The sequence below is a fragment of the Streptomyces sp. NPDC005898 genome (assembly GCF_040629635.1).
In the GTDB taxonomy this organism is placed as follows: domain Bacteria; phylum Actinomycetota; class Actinomycetes; order Streptomycetales; family Streptomycetaceae; genus Streptomyces.
Window position 1 is genome coordinate 102,747 of record NZ_JBEXWC010000013.1, and the last position, 18,621, is coordinate 121,367.

The 18,621-nt window shown below is 71.3% G+C and carries 13 protein-coding genes; 1 reads left to right on the forward strand and 12 read right to left on the reverse strand.

The genetic code is table 11. From position 1 onward, the window contains the following. Positions 1-29: 29 nt before the first annotated feature. The 5 genes from ABZ385_RS19275 to ABZ385_RS19295 all read right to left on the reverse strand — a co-directional run bounded on the left by ABZ385_RS19275 (position 30) and on the right by ABZ385_RS19295 (position 6,642). Complete coding sequence (locus tag ABZ385_RS19275; RefSeq protein WP_358581512.1) at positions 30-1,622, reverse strand: cation acetate symporter; 1,593 nt, start codon at positions 1,620-1,622, stop codon at positions 30-32. Continuing rightward, positions 1,619-2,179, reverse strand: a complete 561-nt coding sequence (locus tag ABZ385_RS19280) for a DUF485 domain-containing protein (RefSeq protein WP_358581529.1) — start codon at positions 2,177-2,179, stop codon at positions 1,619-1,621. Before ABZ385_RS19280 ends, ABZ385_RS19275 begins: the two co-directional genes overlap by 4 nt. Before the next feature lie 115 nt (positions 2,180-2,294). Beyond that, positions 2,295-3,041 (reverse strand): response regulator transcription factor, encoded by a 747-nt coding sequence (locus tag ABZ385_RS19285; RefSeq protein ID WP_358912355.1) that lies wholly within the window; start codon positions 3,039-3,041, stop codon positions 2,295-2,297. Beyond that, complete coding sequence (locus ABZ385_RS19290; RefSeq protein ID WP_358581516.1) at positions 3,038-4,183, reverse strand: histidine kinase; 1,146 nt, start codon at positions 4,181-4,183, stop codon at positions 3,038-3,040. The genes ABZ385_RS19285 and ABZ385_RS19290 overlap by 4 nt, the downstream gene beginning before the upstream one ends. 335 nt (positions 4,184-4,518) lie before the next feature. Then, complete coding sequence (locus ABZ385_RS19295) at positions 4,519-6,642, reverse strand: DNA topoisomerase IV subunit B (RefSeq protein WP_358581518.1); 2,124 nt, start codon at positions 6,640-6,642, stop codon at positions 4,519-4,521. A gap of 438 nt (positions 6,643-7,080) precedes the next feature. Here ABZ385_RS19295 and ABZ385_RS19300 point away from each other — a divergent pair, with 438 nt between their 5' ends. Continuing rightward, positions 7,081-7,311 carry a hypothetical protein gene (locus ABZ385_RS19300; RefSeq protein WP_358581520.1) on the forward strand — a complete coding sequence of 77 codons (231 nt, stop codon included), beginning with the start codon at positions 7,081-7,083 and terminating at the stop codon, positions 7,309-7,311. 188 nt (positions 7,312-7,499) lie between these two features. Here ABZ385_RS19300 and ABZ385_RS19305 read toward each other — a convergent pair whose 3' ends face one another. The 7 genes from ABZ385_RS19305 to ABZ385_RS19335 form a co-directional block, all read right to left on the reverse strand. Then, complete coding sequence (locus ABZ385_RS19305) at positions 7,500-8,333, reverse strand: serine protease (protein WP_358581523.1); 834 nt, start codon at positions 8,331-8,333, stop codon at positions 7,500-7,502. A gap of 162 nt (positions 8,334-8,495) precedes the next feature. Continuing rightward, positions 8,496-10,043 carry an RNA polymerase sigma factor gene (locus tag ABZ385_RS19310; protein WP_358581525.1) on the reverse strand — a complete coding sequence of 516 codons (1,548 nt, stop codon included), beginning with the start codon at positions 10,041-10,043 and terminating at the stop codon, positions 8,496-8,498. Positions 10,044-10,493: 450 nt separating this feature from the next. Continuing rightward, positions 10,494-11,384 carry an FCD domain-containing protein gene (locus ABZ385_RS19315; RefSeq protein WP_358696485.1) on the reverse strand — a complete coding sequence of 297 codons (891 nt, stop codon included), beginning with the start codon at positions 11,382-11,384 and terminating at the stop codon, positions 10,494-10,496. Positions 11,385-11,546: 162 nt separating this feature from the next. Further along, positions 11,547-13,526, reverse strand: a complete 1,980-nt coding sequence (locus tag ABZ385_RS19320) for an ABC transporter ATP-binding protein (RefSeq protein ID WP_358696483.1) — start codon at positions 13,524-13,526, stop codon at positions 11,547-11,549. Positions 13,527-13,706: 180 nt separating this feature from the next. Further along, on the reverse strand, positions 13,707-14,468 hold the full coding sequence (locus tag ABZ385_RS19325) for an NUDIX hydrolase (RefSeq protein ID WP_358912357.1): 762 nt from the start codon (positions 14,466-14,468) through the stop codon (positions 13,707-13,709). Positions 14,469-14,597: 129 nt separating this feature from the next. Further along, positions 14,598-16,706 (reverse strand): glycogen debranching N-terminal domain-containing protein, encoded by a 2,109-nt coding sequence (locus ABZ385_RS19330; RefSeq protein WP_358912359.1) that lies wholly within the window; start codon positions 16,704-16,706, stop codon positions 14,598-14,600. Between the two features lie 228 nt (positions 16,707-16,934). After that, positions 16,935-18,461 carry a DUF4192 domain-containing protein gene (locus tag ABZ385_RS19335; RefSeq protein WP_358912361.1) on the reverse strand — a complete coding sequence of 509 codons (1,527 nt, stop codon included), beginning with the start codon at positions 18,459-18,461 and terminating at the stop codon, positions 16,935-16,937. Positions 18,462-18,621 lie beyond the last annotated feature (160 nt).

Consider the following 18,621-nt stretch of genomic DNA (forward strand, 5'->3'; position numbering starts at 1 on the left):
GGCCGTGAGGGACGCCCCGAAGGGTCTCGTCACGCCGCTCCCGCGCCGGTCAGCGACCGCACCTCCGTCTCCGCGTGTTTGGCCTCGTCCGCAGGCTCACGTGAGGTCACCGTGCCGAACCAGCCCGCGAGGAAGCCCAGCGGGATGGAGACGAGCCCCGGGTTCTCCAGCGGGAAGTACTGGAAGTCCACCCCGGGGAAGAGGGAATGTGGCCCTCCGGAGACCACCGGCGAGAGCACCACCAGCGCCAGCGCGGGCAGCAGCCCCCCGTACACCGACCACACCGCCCCGCGCGTGGTGAAGTTCCGCCAGAACAGCGAGTAGAGCAGCACGGGCAGATTGGCGGACGCGGCGACCGCGAAGGCGAGGCCGACCAGGAACGCGACGTTGAGATCGCGGGCCAGCAACCCGAGGCCGATCGCGACCACGCCGATTCCCGCCGCGGCGACGCGCGCGACGGTCACCTCACTGCGCGGCTCGGCGCCGGGCCGCCGCAAGGAGGCGTACAGGTCGTGTGCCACCGACGCGGAGGACGCGAGGGTGACCCCGGCGACCACGGCCAGGATCGTGGCGAAGGCGACGGCGGCGACGATCGCGAACAGAACCGTGCCGCCCGTGGAGCCCTCGCCGCCGCCCAGGTCGAGCGCGAGCAGCGGAACCGCCGTGTTCCCCGCGGCGTTCGAACCGCGCACCGCCTCCGGGCCCACGAGCGCGGCCGCCCCGAAGCCGAGCACGATCGTCATCAGGTAGAAGCCGCCGATGAGGCCGATGGACCAGACGACCGACCGACGCGCGGCCCGTGCGGTCGGCACGGTGTAGAAACGCGACAGAATGTGCGGCAGCCCCGCGGTGCCGAGCACGAGCGCGAGCCCGAGGCTGATGAAGTCGAGCCGCGCGGTCCAGTCACCGCCGTACTTCAGCCCTGGCGCCAGGAACCGCTCTCCGTGGCCGCTGCGCTCGGCTGCGGCGCTCAGGAGCTGGCCGAAGTCGCCGTGGAAGCGCGCCAGGACGAGCACGGTCAGCGCGACCGTGCCGCCCATCAGCAGGACCGCCTTCACGATCTGGATCCAGGTGGTGGCCCGCATCCCTCCCAACGACACGTAGATCACCATCAGCGCGCCGACGCCGACCACCGTCCAGGTCTGCGCCGCGCCGCTCGTCCCGCCGAGCAGGAGCGCGACCAGCGAGCCCGCCCCCACCATCTGCGCCACCAGATAGAGAACGGAGACGGTCACCGAGGAAGTTCCCGCCGCGATCCGCACCGGCCGCTCCCTCATCCGCGAGGCGACGACGTCCGCGAGCGTGAACCGGCCGCAGTTGCGCACCAGTTCGGCCACCAGGAACAGCACGACGAGCCATGCGACCAGGAAGCCGACCGAGTAGAGCAGCCCGTCGTACCCGAAGAGCGCGATCAGCCCCGCGATACCGAGGAAGGAGGCGGCCGACATGTAGTCACCGGCGATGGCGAAACCGTTCTCCATCGGGGAGAAGAGCCGCCCGCCGACATAGAACTCCTCGGCCGTACCGTGCCGGTCACGGCTCGCCCACGTCGTGATCGCCAGCGTGACGGCCACGAAGGCACCGAACAGCAGCAGGGCGAGTGTCTGGTGATCACCGGTCATCGCTCGCCTCCCTGCTCGGGCACCACGCCGCGCTCCCGCCGTCGCTCCACCTCGCGGCCCTGCTCCCGCTCCTGCTCGAAGACGGACCACCGCAGATCGAGCGCCGCGCGGTCCCTGCGCAATCGCGCGTGCCGGGCGTACGCCCAGGTCAGCAGGAACGTTGTGCCGAACTGTCCGAGACCGGCCAGCAGCCCCACATTCACCGCCCCCACGACGGGGTGCGCCATCAGCCCGGGCGCCGCCGTCGCGGTCACGACGTACGCCACGTACCAGGTGAAGAAGAGGGCGACCGTCGGGAAGACGAACCTCCGATATCGGCTGCGTACCTCCTGGAAGGCGTCGCTGCGTTGGACCTCCAGGTAGATGTCGCCAGCGCTCCCGCTCGCACTCCGCTGCCCGGCGGCACCCCTCGGCGCCACCACGGCTGCCGACGCGCCCGTACCGTCCGGCTCGCCCCACCCGGAGGCGAGCGAGTCGTGCCAGGGTTCTTTCGGATCACCGGCCCTGCGCCGGTCCGGGACGATCCGGCCCTGCTCGACATCGGGCCCGTCGCGCATCTCCACCGAACTCTCCTTGTCCGCAGGCTGTTCGGCCGCGTGCCCAAGGATGGGCAGATCGTGTGGTTCCGAGACACATCTCCCGGTGCTCTTCACCCCATCAGGTGAAGCTTCGTCAGGTACGGGCACGCCCCGGTGGCGTGACGAGCCCGTGGTCATAGGCGTAGCGGACGGCCTGGGCACGGTCCTTGAGGCCGGCCTTCGCGAAGAGGTTGTTGATGTGTGTCTTCACCGTCGCCGTGGAGACGTGCAGCGCGCGGGCGATCTCGTGGTTCGACATGCCCTCGGCGATCAGGACGAGCACCTCCGTCTCCCGCGCGGTCAGGCCGTCGGGCGGCTCCCCGGCACCCACGGGTTCCGGCTCCGACAGCCGCTCCAGAAGCCGCCGTTGGATCCGTGGGGAGAGCCCGGCGTCACCCGAGAGGACGTTCTCGACCGCCCGCACGATCTCCTCCCCGCCGGCGTCCTTGGTGAGATAGCCGCGGGCACCCGCCTTGAGCGCCGGGAACAGCGAGTCGTCGTCGGCGTAGGTGGTGAGCACGACCACTTGGGTCCCCGGATACCGGGCGCGGATACGCCGGGTGGCCTCCGCCCCGTCGCAGCGAGGCATGCGCAGGTCCATGAGCACGACGTCCGGGGCGAGTTCGCCGACCAGGCGTACGGCTTCCTCGCCGTCGCCGGCGGAGCCGATGACCTCGATGCCGGGCAGCAGCCCGAGCAGCATCACGATTCCCTCGCGTACGACGGTCTGATCGTCGACCACGATCACCCGCGCGGGTGGTCTGCCTTCCTCCGCTCGCGCCACTTCCGGCCCTTCGCCCCGCTCGTCGGCGGTTCTTGCGGCGCCTTCGTTCCACGTCATGTCGGCACCTTCAGCGTCACCACGAAGCCCTCCTCGCCCGGTCCAGCCTCCAAGGACCCGCCCAGCAGCTCAGCCCGCTCACGCATCCCGAGCAGACCGTACCCGGCACCGGAAGCGGCGAGTTCCCCCGGCGACCGCCCGCCCGAATCCCGCACGTCCAGCAGCACTTCGCGCTTCCCGTACTCCAGGCGCACCTGGATCTTCGCCCCTGGCGCATGCTTGCGGACGTTCGTCAGGGCTTCCTGCGCCACTCTGCGGACCGCCTGCGACGCCTCGGCGGGCAGGGGGCGCGGCTCCCCGGTGACAGCGACCGAGGCGTGGTCGGCCGTGACCAGTTCGCGCAGGAAGTCCTCGACCGGGGTCATCTCCCCGCGCAGCGCGGACAGCGCCTGTCTGGTCTCGGCGAGTCCTTCCCTGGCCATGGAGCGCGCCGCCACGACCCGGTCCAGGATCTGCTGCTTGGTCGCATCGCCTTCGATCAGCAGTCGGGCCGCCTCCAGGTGCACGAGTTGCGCGGAGAGGCTGTGGGCCAGCACGTCATGGATCTCGCGGGCGATGCGGCCCCGTTCGGCGAGCGCGGCCGACTCCGCCTCCGCGGCCCGCGCGGCCCGCTCCTGGACGAGCAGCCGGTGGTTGTTGCCCCGTGCCTCGGCGTCCAGCCGCAAGGTGTACCCGGCGAGCACGAGCCCGATGATGGTGAGCCCCGTGACGAGCCAGCCGTCGTCGGTGTACACGGCGTACCCGGTCATCGCCGCCAAGACGCACGGTGCGCCCGCGACGAGCGGCAGCCGCTCCATCGCGGAGACGGCCGTGCCGCACCACAGCACCAGGGCCGGCACGCGCCAGCCGCCAAGATCGGCGGCAAGCGCGGCGCCTATGAGCAGCGCCATCAGCCCCAGGGAAGGCCACACCCGGTGGTCGAACGAGACACGGAAGAACGCCCACCCCGCGCAGGAGACCGCCGCCACCACGGCCAGACCGGCCGCCAGGTGCCAGCCGCGGTTCTCGTGGAAGGCGTCCCACATCAGGATGCCGAGGACCACCACGCGCACGATCCGGGCGAACCACAGCCTGGCAAGGCTCATGCCCGCCCAGGTCAACGCCTCTCGGGAAGGCCATCTCGTCCACCGGCCCCAGCTCACACGGGGTCCTTCCCCATCGGCTCGTACGCCGCGTCCGCCATACCGCACGCCGGGCGCCGAGCTGCGTCGGTGAGAGCTGACATGGCTGCCTCCGTGCGAGGGGAAGGAAGGGCCGATCCGAGGGACGTGAGCGGGATCGATGCCTTCGACGCTACGGAAAGCGCCTGGCCGAGAGATCGGAGCAGGGGTGGATCAGAGGTGGATCACGGGTGGAGCCGGGTGCTCCACCCGTGGGTGGAGCACCCGGCTCCGTGGCGCATGGGCGGAGCACACAGCTGCCGCGACCCGGTCGAGCCGGCACGGCCCCGCACCGCGGGCCGCACCGCGCGCGGCCGTCAGGCGTCGATACGCGACCGGTCCAGCGTCGCCGCGGAGCTGGTGATGAACTCCTTGCGCGGCGCGACGTCGTTGCCCATCAGCAGATCGAAGACCTGCTCGGAGGATTCGAGGTCGGAGATGTTGATCCGGCGCAGCGTGCGGTACCGGGGGTCCATCGTCGTCTCCGCCAGCTGGTCGGCGTCCATCTCGCCGAGACCCTTGTACCGCTGGATCGAGTCCTTGTAGCGCACGTTCTTGCGCTGCAGCTCCAGCAGGGTCTCCCGCAGCTCGCGGTCCGAGTACGTGTAGACGTACTTGTCCTGGCCCTTCTTGGGCTGGCTGAGCTCGATGCGGTGCAGGGGCGGCACCGCGGCGAAGACCCGTCCCGCCTCGACCATGGGCCGCATGTAGCGCTGGAACAGCGTCAGCAGCAGGATCCGGATGTGCGCGCCGTCCACATCGGCGTCGACGAGCAGGATGATCTTTCCGTAGCGCGCCGCGTCGATGTCGAAGGTCCGGCCGGACCCGGCTCCTATGACCTGGATGATCGCTCCGCACTCGGCGTTCTTCAGCATGTCCGTCACGGACGCCTTCTGAACGTTGAGAATCTTGCCGCGGATCGGCAGCAGCGCCTGGAACTCGGAGTTCCGGGCGAGCTTGGCGGTGCCGAGCGCGGAGTCGCCCTCCACGATGAAGAGCTCGCTGCGCTCCACGTCGTCACTGCGGCAGTCCGCGAGCTTCGCGGGCAGCGACGAGGACTCCAGGGCGGTCTTCCGACGCTGGGCGTCCTTGTGCTGGCGCGCCGCGATGCGGGTGCGGGCCGCGGCGACGGCCTTCTCCATCACGGCACGGGCCTGGGCCTTGGCGTCCCGCTTGGTGGACGTCAGGAAGGCCTTCAGTTCCTTGGCGATGACATTGGCGACGATGCGGTTGGCCGCGGAGGTGCCGAGGACCTCCTTCGTCTGGCCTTCGAACTGCGGCTCCGCCAGACGGACCGTGACCACCGCCGTGAGGCCCTCCAGGGCGTCGTCCTTGACGATGTCGTCCTCGGCGACCCGCAGCACCTTCTGGCTGCGCATGGCCTCGTTCATCGTCTTGGTGAGGGAGCGCTCGAAGCCGGTCACGTGGGTGCCGCCCTTGGGGGTGGCGATGATGTTGACGAAGGACCTGACGGTCGTGTCGTACCCGGTGCCCCAGCGCAGGGCCACGTCCACGGCGAGCTCGCGGGTGACCTCGGTGGGGGTCATCTGGCCGTGGTCGTCCAGGACCGGCACGGTCTCCTTGAAGGTGCCCTGTCCGGAGAAGCGCAGGACGTCGCAGACCGCCTTGTCCTGGGCGAGGTACTCACAGAACTCGCTGATGCCGCCGTCGAAGCGGAAGGACTCCTCGCCCTTCGAACCGCCCTCGCCGAGGCCGAACTCGTCCCGTACGACGATCGTGAGGCCCGGAACCAGGAAGGCCGTCTGGCGGGCGCGCTGGTGGAGGTTCTCCAGCGACAGCTTGGCGTCCTTGAGGAAGATCTGCCGGTCGGCCCAGTAACGCACGCGCGTGCCGGTGCCCGCCTTGGGCGTCTTCCTGGACTTCTTGAGCTTCGACGACGGCTCGAAGGGCGCCTCGGGCCCGGATTTGGCGAAGGAGCCGGGGACACCGCGCCGGAAGCTGAGCGCGTACGTGTGCCCGGCGCGGTCCACCTCGACGTCGAGGCGGGCGGAGAGCGCGTTGACCACGGAGGCGCCCACGCCGTGCAGGCCACCGGAGGCGGCATAGGAGCCCCCGCCGAACTTGCCGCCGGCGTGCAGCTTGGTCATGACGACCTCGATGCCGGAGAGACCGGTCTTGGGCTCGACATCCACCGGGATGCCGCGGCCGTTGTCCCGGACCTCCACGGAGGCGTCGTCGTGGAGGATGACCTCGATGTGGTCGCAGTAGCCGCCCAGGGCCTCGTCGACGGAGTTGTCGATGATCTCCCAGAGGCAGTGCATCAGGCCGCGGCTGTCCGTGGACCCGATGTACATGCCAGGACGCTTGCGGACGGCCTCGAGCCCCTCCAGGACGAGCAGGTGCCGCGCGGTGTAGTTGGAACCGTCCCGGTCTGCTCCGGTCAGCAACGCTGTGGACGGCACGGACGTCTCGGCGGTCACGCGGTTCGCTCCTCGCTGAATTTCAAGGGGGTCCTTTGGGGTAAGGACGCGGCTTCGGTTGCCCGTCAGAGGGTACCGAGGCCTGGTAGAGCCGTTGTCACGCCACCCGCGTCCCCACGCAGACTAACTGACGCTCGTATGCGTGTTCGATCCCTCGATGGAGTGAAGCGCACGTCACGTTCCCTTCGAGGCATGAACCATTTAGGCTCCGGGCACGTCCTCATGAACAACCGGCAAGCCAGCCGGAGGACACCGACCTGACAGACAGCGCGAAACCGTAAGACACGTAAGAGACGCAATACGGCACATTCGCCGCCAACCGGCAACGGACAGCCTCCTCAAAATAAATTTCGAGGAAAAGCCGCGAGCGGGAACGTTTTCGGCCTGGTTGGATGTTGACCCTGGTACGACAGCTCGTCGAGCTAGAGAAGAGGCGACGTGACTACTGTTCTGACCCCCGCGAGCCCCCTGACGGCCGCTGATCGCTGCGACCGCTGCGGCGCCCAGGCTTACCTGCGCGTCGTCCTGCTGAGCGGCGGCGAACTGCTCTTCTGCGCCCACCATGGCCGCAAGTTCGAGCCGGAACTCAAGAAGATCGCCGCTGAGATACAGGACGAGACGGAGCGTCTGACGGCCGCTCCGGAGAGCGACCCCGAAGAGGAACGCTGACACCTCGCACCACGACGAGCAGCTCCGGCGAACAGGCCGGCGTACGGGCGGCCACCCCTGTCAACCAGCAGGGTGGCCGCCCGCTCTCGTCTCCGCGCCCCCATACGGGGCTACAAGGGCCCTCCTCGGCCCGGGACCGGCCGGTGGGCAGCCCACCGCCGCCGGCCCGCTCCCAGGGGCTCCACGCCTCAGGTGCGGCCTGCCCCGATCACTTTGACCGCGTTCGAGATCCGCGTGTAGACACCAGGGCTCCCGGCGCGCCCGCAGCCGCTCCCCCACGACACCAGCCCGATGAGCCGCCCCTTGGCGACCAGCGGCCCACCGCTGTCCCCCTGGCAGGCGTCGCGCCGACCGTCCAGCTCCCCGGCGCACAGCATGGTGGTGGCCTCGTACTTGCCGTCGGCACTGCCCGGGTACGCCTCTTTGCACACGGTGTCGGGCAGCACCCGCACCCCGGCCGCGTGGAGCGTGGAGGCGTACTGACCCGCGCCCGTGGTGTCCCCCCAGCCGTACACGGTCGCCTCCGTCCCCGCCTCGTACGCGGGGTCGCCCTGCCCCGCCACGGGGATCACGTACTTCTCCGGGAGCGGCGCGGAGAGGGTCAGCACCGCGAAGTCACCGGAGTTGGTGTAGGCGTCGTACTCCGGGTTGACGCGGACCTCCCGGACCGGGGTCTCCGTGCCCTCCGACGTCCGCAGGTCCGAGCGGCCGGCGATGACCTTCAGGTCCGAGATGCCGTGGAGCGGCGTACCGAGTACGTCCTTGCTCATGCAGTGGGCGGCCGTCAGGACCGTCGAGGGACCCGTCACCACAGCGCCACAGAACTGGCCCGAGCGGGTACCCCCGAACCGGTCACGGCTGGAGAGGGCCACCACCCACGGGCTCTCGGACACCTGCACCGGGCTGCCCCCGATGATGACGCTGTCGGCTCTCGCGGGGGGCGGGACGGCCAGCGGCAGGGCGGCGGCAGCGGCCGCCAGAGCCAGCGGCCCTCTCCACGATCGGGCGAAGGAACGACGCATGCGATCTCCTCACTCTGGGCTGCGAACGCCCACCCAGCGTCATCCAGCGGCGCAGGCGGCGCACCCGCGCGCGAACGGTCCACAGCTCATGGACGCGAAAGGCCCGAAGCCTCGCGCTGAGGACTTCGGGCCTTTCGGTAACGCTCTGACGGCTGTCGCGGCCTAGTCGAGGTAGTCGCGCAGGACCTGCGAGCGCGACGGGTGACGCAGCTTCGACATCGTCTTCGACTCGATCTGGCGGATGCGCTCACGCGTCACGCCGTAGACCTTGCCGATCTCGTCGAGGGTCTTGGGCTGACCGTCGGTGAGACCGAAGCGCATGGAGACCACGCCCGCCTCACGCTCGGACAGCGTGTCCAGGACCGAGTGGAGCTGCTCCTGGAGGAGCGTGAAGCTGACCGCGTCGGCCGGCACGACCGCTTCGGAGTCCTCGATGAGGTCACCGAACTCGCTGTCGCCGTCCTCACCCAGAGGGGTGTGGAGGGAGATCGGCTCACGGCCGTACTTCTGGACCTCGATGACCTTCTCCGGGGTCATGTCGAGTTCCTTGGCCAGCTCCTCCGGGGTGGGCTCGCGGCCCAGGTCCTGGAGCATCTGGCGCTGGACGCGGGCCAGCTTGTTGATGACCTCGACCATGTGCACCGGGATACGGATGGTGCGGGCCTGGTCGGCCATGGCGCGAGTGATCGCCTGACGGATCCACCAGGTGGCGTACGTGGAGAACTTGTAGCCCTTGGTGTAGTCGAACTTCTCGACCGCGCGGATCAGACCGAGGTTGCCCTCCTGGATGAGGTCCAGGAAGAGCATGCCGCGGCCGGTGTAGCGCTTGGCCAGGGAGACCACCAGACGGAGGTTGGCCTCCAGGAGGTGGTTCTTGGCGCGGCGGCCGTCCTCGGCGATGATCTCCAGCTCGCGCTTGAGCTTCGGCGCGAGCTTGTCGGCGTTGGCGAGCTTGTCCTCGGCGAACAGGCCGGCCTCGATGCGCTTGGCGAGCTCGACCTCCTGCTCGGCGTTGAGCAGGGGGACCTTGCCGATCTGCTTCAGGTAGTCCTTGACGGGGTCGGCGGTGGCGCCGGCCGCGGCGACCTGCTGGGCCGGCGCGTCGTCCTCGTCCTCGTCGGAGAGTACGAAGCCCTGGGCGCCTTCCTCGGCCGGCTCGCCCTCGCCGGGCTTGCCGGCGGCGGGTGCCTCGTCAGTGGCCTCTTCGTCCAGGAGCTCGTCGGCGTCCTTCTTGGAGGTGGCCTTCTTGGCCGTCGCCTTCTTGGCGACGGTCTTCTTCGCGACGGCCTTCTTGGCCGTCGTCTTCTTGGCGGCGACCTTCTTCGCGGGCGCGTCCTCGGTGGTGCCGTCCGCGGTCGGCGCGCCGGTGGCGGCGGCGGTCGCGGTGGGCTTGACCGTGGTGGTCTTGGCCGCGACCGTCCTGGTCGCGGTGCGCTTGGCCGGGCTCTTCGCTGCGACGCTCTTGCGGGGGCGCTTGGGCTCCGCGGCACTGACCATCAGCGTCACACCCTCTTCCTCGAGGATCTGGTTGAGGCTGCGCAGAACGTTCTTCCACTGAGTGGCCGGAATCTGGTCAGCTTCGAAGGCACGACGCACGTCATCGCCGGCGATCTGCCCATCAGCCTTTCCCCGCTCGATGAGCGCCATGACAGAGACGGATTCGGCGATCTCCGGCGGGAGCGTACGGGATGTGCTGGCCGACACGAACAACCTCTCGGAACGTTGGAAAACGGCTTCCGGCCCCGTCCACTGTGGACCGGAGCCGACGACCGGCGGCTGGGGATTCGGGCCGACGGCGCGGGCGGGGGCCGGAAAGTCACACAGCGTCGCGAACGACCGCTGTATTCCCTCCTCGGCTATCACCTCTTAGGTCATCGCGCTGTTCCTTCGAGCGTTACGCCCAATCTACGTGGCCCGAGTCACACCCCATATGTACTCAAAAATATCCAGATACGGCCAAAAGCGACCTACACGCATGCACGAATGTTCCCCCGTTGACCCCTGAAGCAACCCTCACAATCGCGTCGCCGGACCCCGCCGGGCTCACTGGGAGCCCGTGGAGGTCCGGCGACGTCCGGTGTGGCGGCGGCGCCGTCGAGGGCGCGGGAGCGACGGGACGGCTGCCGCGAGGCACGCGCACCGCGGGCGGCGGGGGCGCGGTCAGTGTTCGCGGGGAGCGGGCACGACGCGCTCCACCTCCGGGTGGACGGTGAGCAGCTGCCGCATGGCGGCCTCGGCTCCCGCGCCGTCGCCCGCCGCGAGGGCGTCGACCACGCGCGAGTGGTGCACGAGGGAGCTCTCGGTGGGGCGGTCACAGCCGGTGACCGGGCCACCGGAAACCTGGAGGGCGGCCGAGACGATGCCGGAGAGGTGCTCCAGCATGCGGTTGCCGGCGACCTGGATGAGCAGCGAGTGGAACTCCGCGTCGGCGCGCGAGAAGGTGAGCGAGTCACCCTGCGTCAACGCGTGGCCCATGATCTCGACCATGTCGGCGAGTCGCTGCTGCATCTCCTCGCGGCCGTGCCCCGCGGCGAGGCGGGCGGCGAGCGGCTCGATCATCCAGCGCAGCTCGCCGAGCTCGCGCCGCTGATCGTCCCGCTGCGGCCCGAAGGCCCGCCACTCGATGATGTCCGGATCGAGCAGGTTCCAGTCGCTGACGGGACGCACGCGCGTGCCGACGTTGGGCCGGGCGCTGACGAGACCTTTCGCCTCCAGGACGCGGAGCGACTCGCGCACGACGGTGCGGGAGACCTCGAAGCGCTGGCCGATCTCCTCGGGGACGAGCGGGCGGTCGGCGCCCAGGTCGCCGGAGACGATCATCTGGCCCAGCTGTTGGACGAGTTGGCCATGGAGCCCGCGGCCCCGGCTTCCGGACGCGCGCCGGCTCACGCGCCCCAGGTCGTGCTCGGCGCCGTCCCATGCGGGGGCGACCACGCGGTCGCCGCCGCCGGAGGGCTCGGCGAAGGGGTAGCGGTCGAGGTCGCCCGGGCCGGCGAGACCGGCGTCGGCGGAGCGGGCGGTGGTCATCATGGTGTGCGCAAGGGTACTCACGGATCAGTTGTCGGCGTGGCCTCCAACTCCCTTGAGGTCTTTGGTGAAAAGCACACGAAAGGGTGATCGCTTACCCCGCCGCAATTGACGCCTTATCGGAAAGAAATGAGCGTCGTCCGAGGAGTTGTGCACAGCGTCGAAACGGAAGGCGCCGGACCGCCCTCAGCGGACCCTGCCGCGCACCGCCGTGAGCACATAAGCGCAGAGCAGAGCGGTCAGCGACAACGTCAGCGCACCACCCACAGGTTGTGCGATGACGCGGACCCCGCCCGCCACATATCGCTCCCCCCCGAACGGCCACTGCATCAGCACGAGGTTCCTCAACCGCCCCGACAGCCCGGCCGCAGATCGCACAGCAGGACCCTCAACGGCCTTTTGTACGAGAGGTACGACGATGATCGGCACCGCCAGCACCGCGGCAAGCCCCGCCGTCGTGGACCGGAACACGCCGGCGGCCAGCACGCCCGCCCAGGCGCACCCTGTCACCAGGGCCGCCCAACTCGCCGCCGAGGGAACCCAGTCGGCGGGAACTCCGGCGAGCTCCTCTCCGTATACGAGGTGAAGCAGCGCGGCGTCGGTACCGGCCGCGAGTGCGCCCAGCAGCAGCGCGGTGGCGGCGGCGACGACCAGTTTGGCGACGAGGAGCCCCAGTCGGCGCGGGACGGTGCCGCGGTCGGCGGCGAGGGCGGGGTGCCGGAACTCGTCCCCGAAGGCCAGAGCGCCGAGTAGTCCGGCCCCCAGGGCCGCGGGGGGCAGCGGCAAATCCTCGGGCCACGCGGCGAGCAGGCGGGGCTGGGGGGTGTGTCCGGCCCGCGCAAGGAAGACGCAGATCAGGGCGGAGGCGGCAAGGACGGCGGCCAGCGTGAGGTAACCGGTCCCCACGCCGGTGAGGCGCCGCAGCTCGTACCGCAGCGGACGGAGGGGGCTGCGGCCCGGGCGCACGGTGATGGGCGGCGGCAGGGACGAGACGGAGGCCTGGGTGGCGAGTGAGGCGGGGGCGGCAGCGGAAGCAGCGGAAGCAGGAAAGCCGGGTGAGGCAGCAGTGGCGGAGGTCGGGCAAGGGGCAGGTGAGGTGGCGTCGGCGCGCGTTCCCTCGTCACTCGCGAGCAGGACCGTGTCGTCTGCCCCCGGCAGGCTCGGCGCCGGGGGGTGGTGCCCTTCTGCTCGGACTTCAGGGGGCGCGTCAAGGGTGGCCTCGCCTTCGAGGCGGGTGATCGGCCGGGGCCTCGGCGGCTCCGGTCGCTCCCCGGTCCCGGGTGGCCGTGTGGGCCCGGCGGCACCGACCTCGTCGGCGAGTTGGTGGATGAGGATGCCGTGCCGGTAGGCGGTCTCCCCCACGTCGGCGCAGTTGCTGCCGTAGACGGAGAGCCGGTTGCCGCCCTCGCTGACCACCTCGATGGAACGCTGCCGCGCGCGGGCCTCCTTGGCGAGGAGCGCGCCGAGACGGGCCGCGTAGGGGCTCAGGACGGCGACCCGGGGCCGCAGCCTGGTCCGGGCGAAGTCCGCGGCGTCCTGGTCCGCGACGAGCCGCCCCGCCTCCAGCGTGACGACGCGGTCGGCGGTCCGTGCCGCTTCCTTGGGGTCGTCCGTGGTGAACAGGACCGTGCCGCCCTGGCTCGTGTGCGCGCGCAGGATCTCGTGCAGCCAGGCCCCCTCCCGGTGCGAGAGCCCGTCGGTCGGCCCATCCAGGACGAGCGTGTGCGGGTCGGCCAGCAGGGCGCAGGCCAGCCCGAGGCGGCGGTCCATGCCGCGCGAGAGGGTGCCGAGGCGCTGGTCCCGGAGGCTGACGAGCCCCACGGCCTCCAGGACGTCGTCGGCGCGCTGGACGGGCACACCGGCGGCGGCACACAGCATGCGCAGATGTCCGCGGACCGTGCGGGCCGGGTGCCCGGGGACATCGCCCAGGAGGACGCCCACCTCACGCGACGGATGGGCGATGCGGTGCAGGGGGCGGCCTCTGAAGTACGTGACGCCCCGGCCCTGTTGGAGTTCGAGCATCAGCCGCAGCGCCGTGGTCTTGCCGGCGTCCTTAGCGCCGAGCAGCGCCGTGACACGGCCGGTGCGCGCCTCGAAGGACACGTCGTCGACGGCGGGCGGGAGCTCCTGGCGGGGGTTGCTGGTCAGTCCGATGGCCTGGATCATCGCTTCTCTCGCAGGATGTGCGACCGCTCGACGGCCGGGACCGTCCGCCGGTTCAGGGACGGGCGAACCCCGTGGGTACTCCAGCAAGATAACGCGACATTTCCCGCTTTTCGGGCAGGAGGTGGGCCGCTGGTGTCCTCCGGGCGCCGCACGGCGCAGGAAGGGGACGACCTGTGGTGCTCAGACTTCGGGGCGCAGCATCGGCGGGTTGAGGAGCGTCGCCCCTCCCGCGCGGAAGAGCTGGGCGGGGCGACCGCCCTGCCGGGTGGTGGTGCCGCCCGTGGGCACGAGGAAACCGGGGGTGCCGGTCACCTTGCGGTGGAAGTTGCGTGGGTCGAGGACGACGCCCCAGACCGCCTCGTACACGCGTCGCAGCTCTCCGACGGTGAACTCCGGTGGGCAGAAGGCCGTGGCCAGTGAGGAGTATTCGATTTTGGAACGGGCGCGCTCCACGCCGTCCGCGAGGATCTGCGTGTGATCGAAGGCGAGCGGCGCGGCCGGCTCGCCGTCACGCCCGAACGCCGCTTCGCCGAGCAGGGACTCCACCGGCGCCCAGCGTGCGCTGTGCGCGTCGCCGCCCGCCCGGGGAGCGGGCAGGTCGGGAGCGAGCGCGAGGTGCGCGACGCTCACCACCCGCATCCGCGGATCCCGCTCGGGGTCGCCGTAGGTGGCGAGCTGTTCCAGGTGCGCTCCGTTGGCCTGCGCCGGAGCCTGGGGGTCGTGGGCGCACAGACCCGTCTCCTCGACGAGTTCGCGCGCCGCCGCGGCCGAGAGGTCCTCGTCGGGACGTACGAATCCTCCGGGGAGCGCCCAACGCCCCTGGAACGGCTGCTCACCGCGCCGCACGGCCAGCGCGCAGAGGGCGTCGCGGCGCACGGTCAGCACGACCAGGTCGACGGTGACGGCGAAGGGCGGGAAGGCCGACGGGTCGTAGGGGGGCATGCCGCGATCATAGTCGTCTGCCTGACGATAAACATCTCCTTCGCCCAGGCCGTCCGGTCCGATTCTTCGCGCCGTCGCCCCGGGCCTGCCTCCGCCCTCGCCCCGGGCCCCAGCTGAGGGCCTGCCGTTTCAGACGCCCAACTGGAGGCCTTCGGCCGCCTCCTCGACCATGGCGAGGCCCAGTCGGCTCACGCGTACGGAGAACGGGGCGCCCGCGACGCTCAGTGCGGTCAGCCCCAGCTCGCCCAGAGGGACGCTGCGGACTGGCCCGAGCGTCACCGTGCCGGCCGGTGCGTCGGGACGGATCCCGACGAGCGCCGTGAGGGCATGCACCCCGGCGGCCGCGGCGGTCGCCGCCGGACGGCAGGCGGTCGGGTGCGGCAGCGGAGCCCCGCCCTCGGAGCGCTGCTCCCCCGCGTACATCTCGGGCAGCCGGTGACCGAAGCACTCGGATGCCGCGAGCATCCCCCGCAGCAGGGAACCGGCCTCCTTCTCGTACCCGGCCGCCGCGAGACCCGAGACGGCGACCACCGTCTCCTGCACCCGGACCGCACCACCCCGGTGCCCGAACGGGTTGTACGCGGCCTCTTGGGACCCCAGACTGCGCAGCCCCCAACCGGAGTCCATGGCGGGCCCGCCGAGCAGCCGGGCCAGCTGTTCGGTCTGCACCTTGTCGAGCAGCCCCGGGGCGAGCGTCCCGGACCCGAGCAGGCCGGTGTCCAAGAGGTGGGCCGCTCCCCCGGCGAGGTGCGGCACGAGGCGGCCGTCGCTCAAGCGGGCCATGGCCGGTCGGCCTCCTGCCCGGTCCTCCACCCAGAACTCCGACCGGAACGCGGTCCGCAGCCGGTTGGCCCACTGCCGCAGAGCCGCACCGCCCTCGACGCCGTACGCGTCCAGCAGGTCGGCGCCGAGCAGCGCGGCCCGGTGCGCGTGCGCCTGGGTCTCACAGCGTGCCGGCCCGTCCGGGTCGGCATCCGGCAAGAACGTGCCGTCGCCGACCGCGGTGCGCAGCCACCGCAGGCATCCCTGCGCCGCGGGCAGCAGTTCCTCCACCTCCTGCTCGGGCAGCCCCCAGCGTCGCGCCTCGGCGAGGAGCACGGGGAAGAGCAGCGTGGCTTCGGTGCCGGTGCAGCCGGGCGGCAGATGCGGGCCCGCGTCCCTCAGCGGCCCGGGAATCATGCCGGACCGCGTTCCCGGGCCCGTGAGTTGGCTTCGGGCGAGGGTGCGCAGAGTGCCGGCGGCGACTCGGGTGCCGAGGGGCAGGGCCATGCGGGCGGCGGCCAGCGCCTCGGCGGGGGCCAGTCCGCACCGCCAGGGAGCGCCCGCCGCCGGGTACATGTCGGTGGGATGGTCGGGGTCCCGCAGCAACAACGCACGTAGGTCCTCGACGGACCGGGTGAGCAGTGGCTGGACCCTGGGGTCGTCCCCGGTGGCGCTCGCCGTGGTGAAGGAGCGCTTCATTCCGTGGCCCGTCGCACGGATCGGCCCGGCGCTGTCAGCCCTCACCCGCAGCTCCACGCTCCGGGAAGCACCCGGGGGCAGGTCCAGTTCCCACCGCAGCAACCCTGCCGAGGCCAGGGCGTCCGCGGGCGCCGGGTCCGCGGTGACCGTGCAGCGGGCCGTGGCGGAGGACCATCGCATACCGGAGTCGTGCACGTCGGCGGGCAGTTCGGGACCGGCTCGGCCGGAGGCGACGAGCCCCAACTCGGCGAGGTCCGTGCCGAGTGAGACCTCTACGGGCAGCCGCAGGGGGCGCTCGGCCGCGCTGTGCAGGGTGATCCGCTCCGTACCGTCCGCGTGACGCACCCGTTCGACGACGATCTCGGGGTCGGGACGGGCATCGGTCGACAGGCGCAGCGTCCCCACGAAACGGGCACTGTCCGCCGAGAGCATGCGGGCCTGCACGGCGACCGGCTCTCGTCCCGCCACCCGTAGCCGACAACGCGACAGGACGCGGCGGCCCGAGCGGTAGAAGCCCTCCAGGCCACGGCCCATCAGCTGCCCCTGGTCCGTCGAGATCGCGAAGGCGGGCAGGGCCACGCAGATCAGGGCCGTGTGGGCGGGCGGAAGCTCGACCGTGGGGCGCAGTGCCAGAACGGGTGCGCCGGGCGGACGTGGGGCGCCGGGACGGAACGCGGGGGCCGGCGCGGCCTGCCGCGGCCCCTCTCTGTCGGACACGGGAGACGGAGCGGAAGCGGGAGCAGGAGACGGAGCGGGAGACGGAGCGGAAAGGGACATGGGGCGGCTTCTTCGGCGTTGTCTGCGCTACGGAAGGTCGGAGGCGGTGCCACGGCGGCGCGACCCTGCCGCACGTACCGCCACTCAGGTGAACGGGCCCGCCCCGCCGCAAGTCACGCTTCCTCGGCAGGAAGCCGACCACCTGGAGCCAACTTCGTACGGACGCCACTGCCACGCGCAGCCACGCCGCCCTTCCTGACCACCCGGCCCACCGCCGGGGGGACGCGCTCATCGACCGGGCCTCGCACCGCGCCTGACCGCCCGCCGATTCCGGGGTCCTGCGCCGGGGGCGCCGGAGGGGCGAAGGTTGCCAGGCCCGCCTGGGGTGCCGGGGCCGGCGGCACTCCGCAGGTCGCTGCCGCTTCCCGGCAGGCGCGGCAATCGGCGGCGACGACGGCGGGAAGCGCCTTCCTGTGCCCTTCCCGTCCGATCTCCCGAGGCTTCTGCCTCCAACAGGCGGTTGGTGTCCGGCGCTTCGGGCGTGCTGCTAGGGGAGCTCGTACCCTGTGCCCCTGCCGCCGGTTCGAAGGCCGCGCCCGGATCGAGCTCGTCATCCGGCTCCTCGCGCTTTCCGCGCAGGCAGCGACGGATCGGTTCCGGGTCCGTGTCCTCACCGCACGCCTGGAGCAGGAGCAGGGCGAACATGTACTCGGAGTCGGCGCACACTGCCATGGTCAGGGCCTCCCGGCCTTCCGTGAGGTCGCCGAGGGACCAGGCGACCCAACCGGCGAGGGAGAGGGGCGCCGCCGCGTGTTCCCCGTATGCGCCGACGCAGCGTCGGGCCAGGGCTCGCCAGAGCCGCAGGGCGGAGGGTGCCTCGTCGCCTTCCATCCACTCCGCGGCCCGGTCGCGTGTCGTGCGGTCCTGGAGGCCGATGATCAGTGCGGCCGCTTCGTCATGCGCGATCAGTTCGTCGTCCCTGACGTCCGCCTCGCGCGCCCCGGAGGCAGGTGGTGCGGCGGCCAGCCGCCCCATGACCCGGCGGGCCAGGTCGAGCGTGTCGGCTGCGACGACTCGGGCCTCCTGAGTCAGCATCCTCGGGATGAGCGTGAGGCCGGCCGCATCCAGCGCGCGTTCCTGCTCGACCGCCGCGGCGGTTCCCCAGGGGGTGAGCCGTGCCCTGATGTCTCCCTGCGCCGCGACCGGCCGCATTCCCGCGTAGGTCGCGGCGGCCGCCAGGACCGAGGTGCCCGGCCGGAGCAGAGGAACGCCCTGAGGCGGACAGCACCGGACGTCCGGGCAGCAGTAGGTCCAGAAGCGGTCTCCCGAGATGCACACCACTTCGAACACCGGGACGTCGAGGGCACCGCATGCGGTGCGCAGCACCTGGGCGAGCGGCCGCAGGCGTTCCACCACCTGTTGCCCGGTCTCCGCCGCTCCCGGCTCCTGGCAGAGGAAGGCGACGATGCCATCGGGGCGGGCCCCCCTTCGCTCGCAACCGCCCACCAGGCAGTGGGCCAGCTGCTCCGCGACGGAGGGCCAGTCCTCCGGGCGCTCGGGGATGCCCAGCCGCACGCGGCCACCGAACCGGCCGCGCTCGCCGTGCAGGGCGATGAGCACGACGCTCTCCTCGGGCTTGAAGCCGAGCAAGTACGGCAGGGCATCGGCCAGTTCGGCGGGGGTGCGCAAGGTGACGACGGGCTCGCCGAACGGGTCGCCGGCCGGGCCACCGCCGTCCGCCTCGATGGCGGGGTCCCCGGAACGGGACGCGTCGTCCGGCTCGATCGGGCCGATTGCTTCGCTGTGATTCGTCATGCGCCGACTGTCCCGCAGAACGCGACATTCCGGTTGGCCCTGTGGATAACTCCGATCAGGGGCACGCCAAGGTGGTGCCGAGCCGGTCCAGGGTTATCCACAGCCTCCCCGAATATCCCGCGCAGCCGTCAGAATGTGAGCTGCGGGCGGCGCCGGCGCG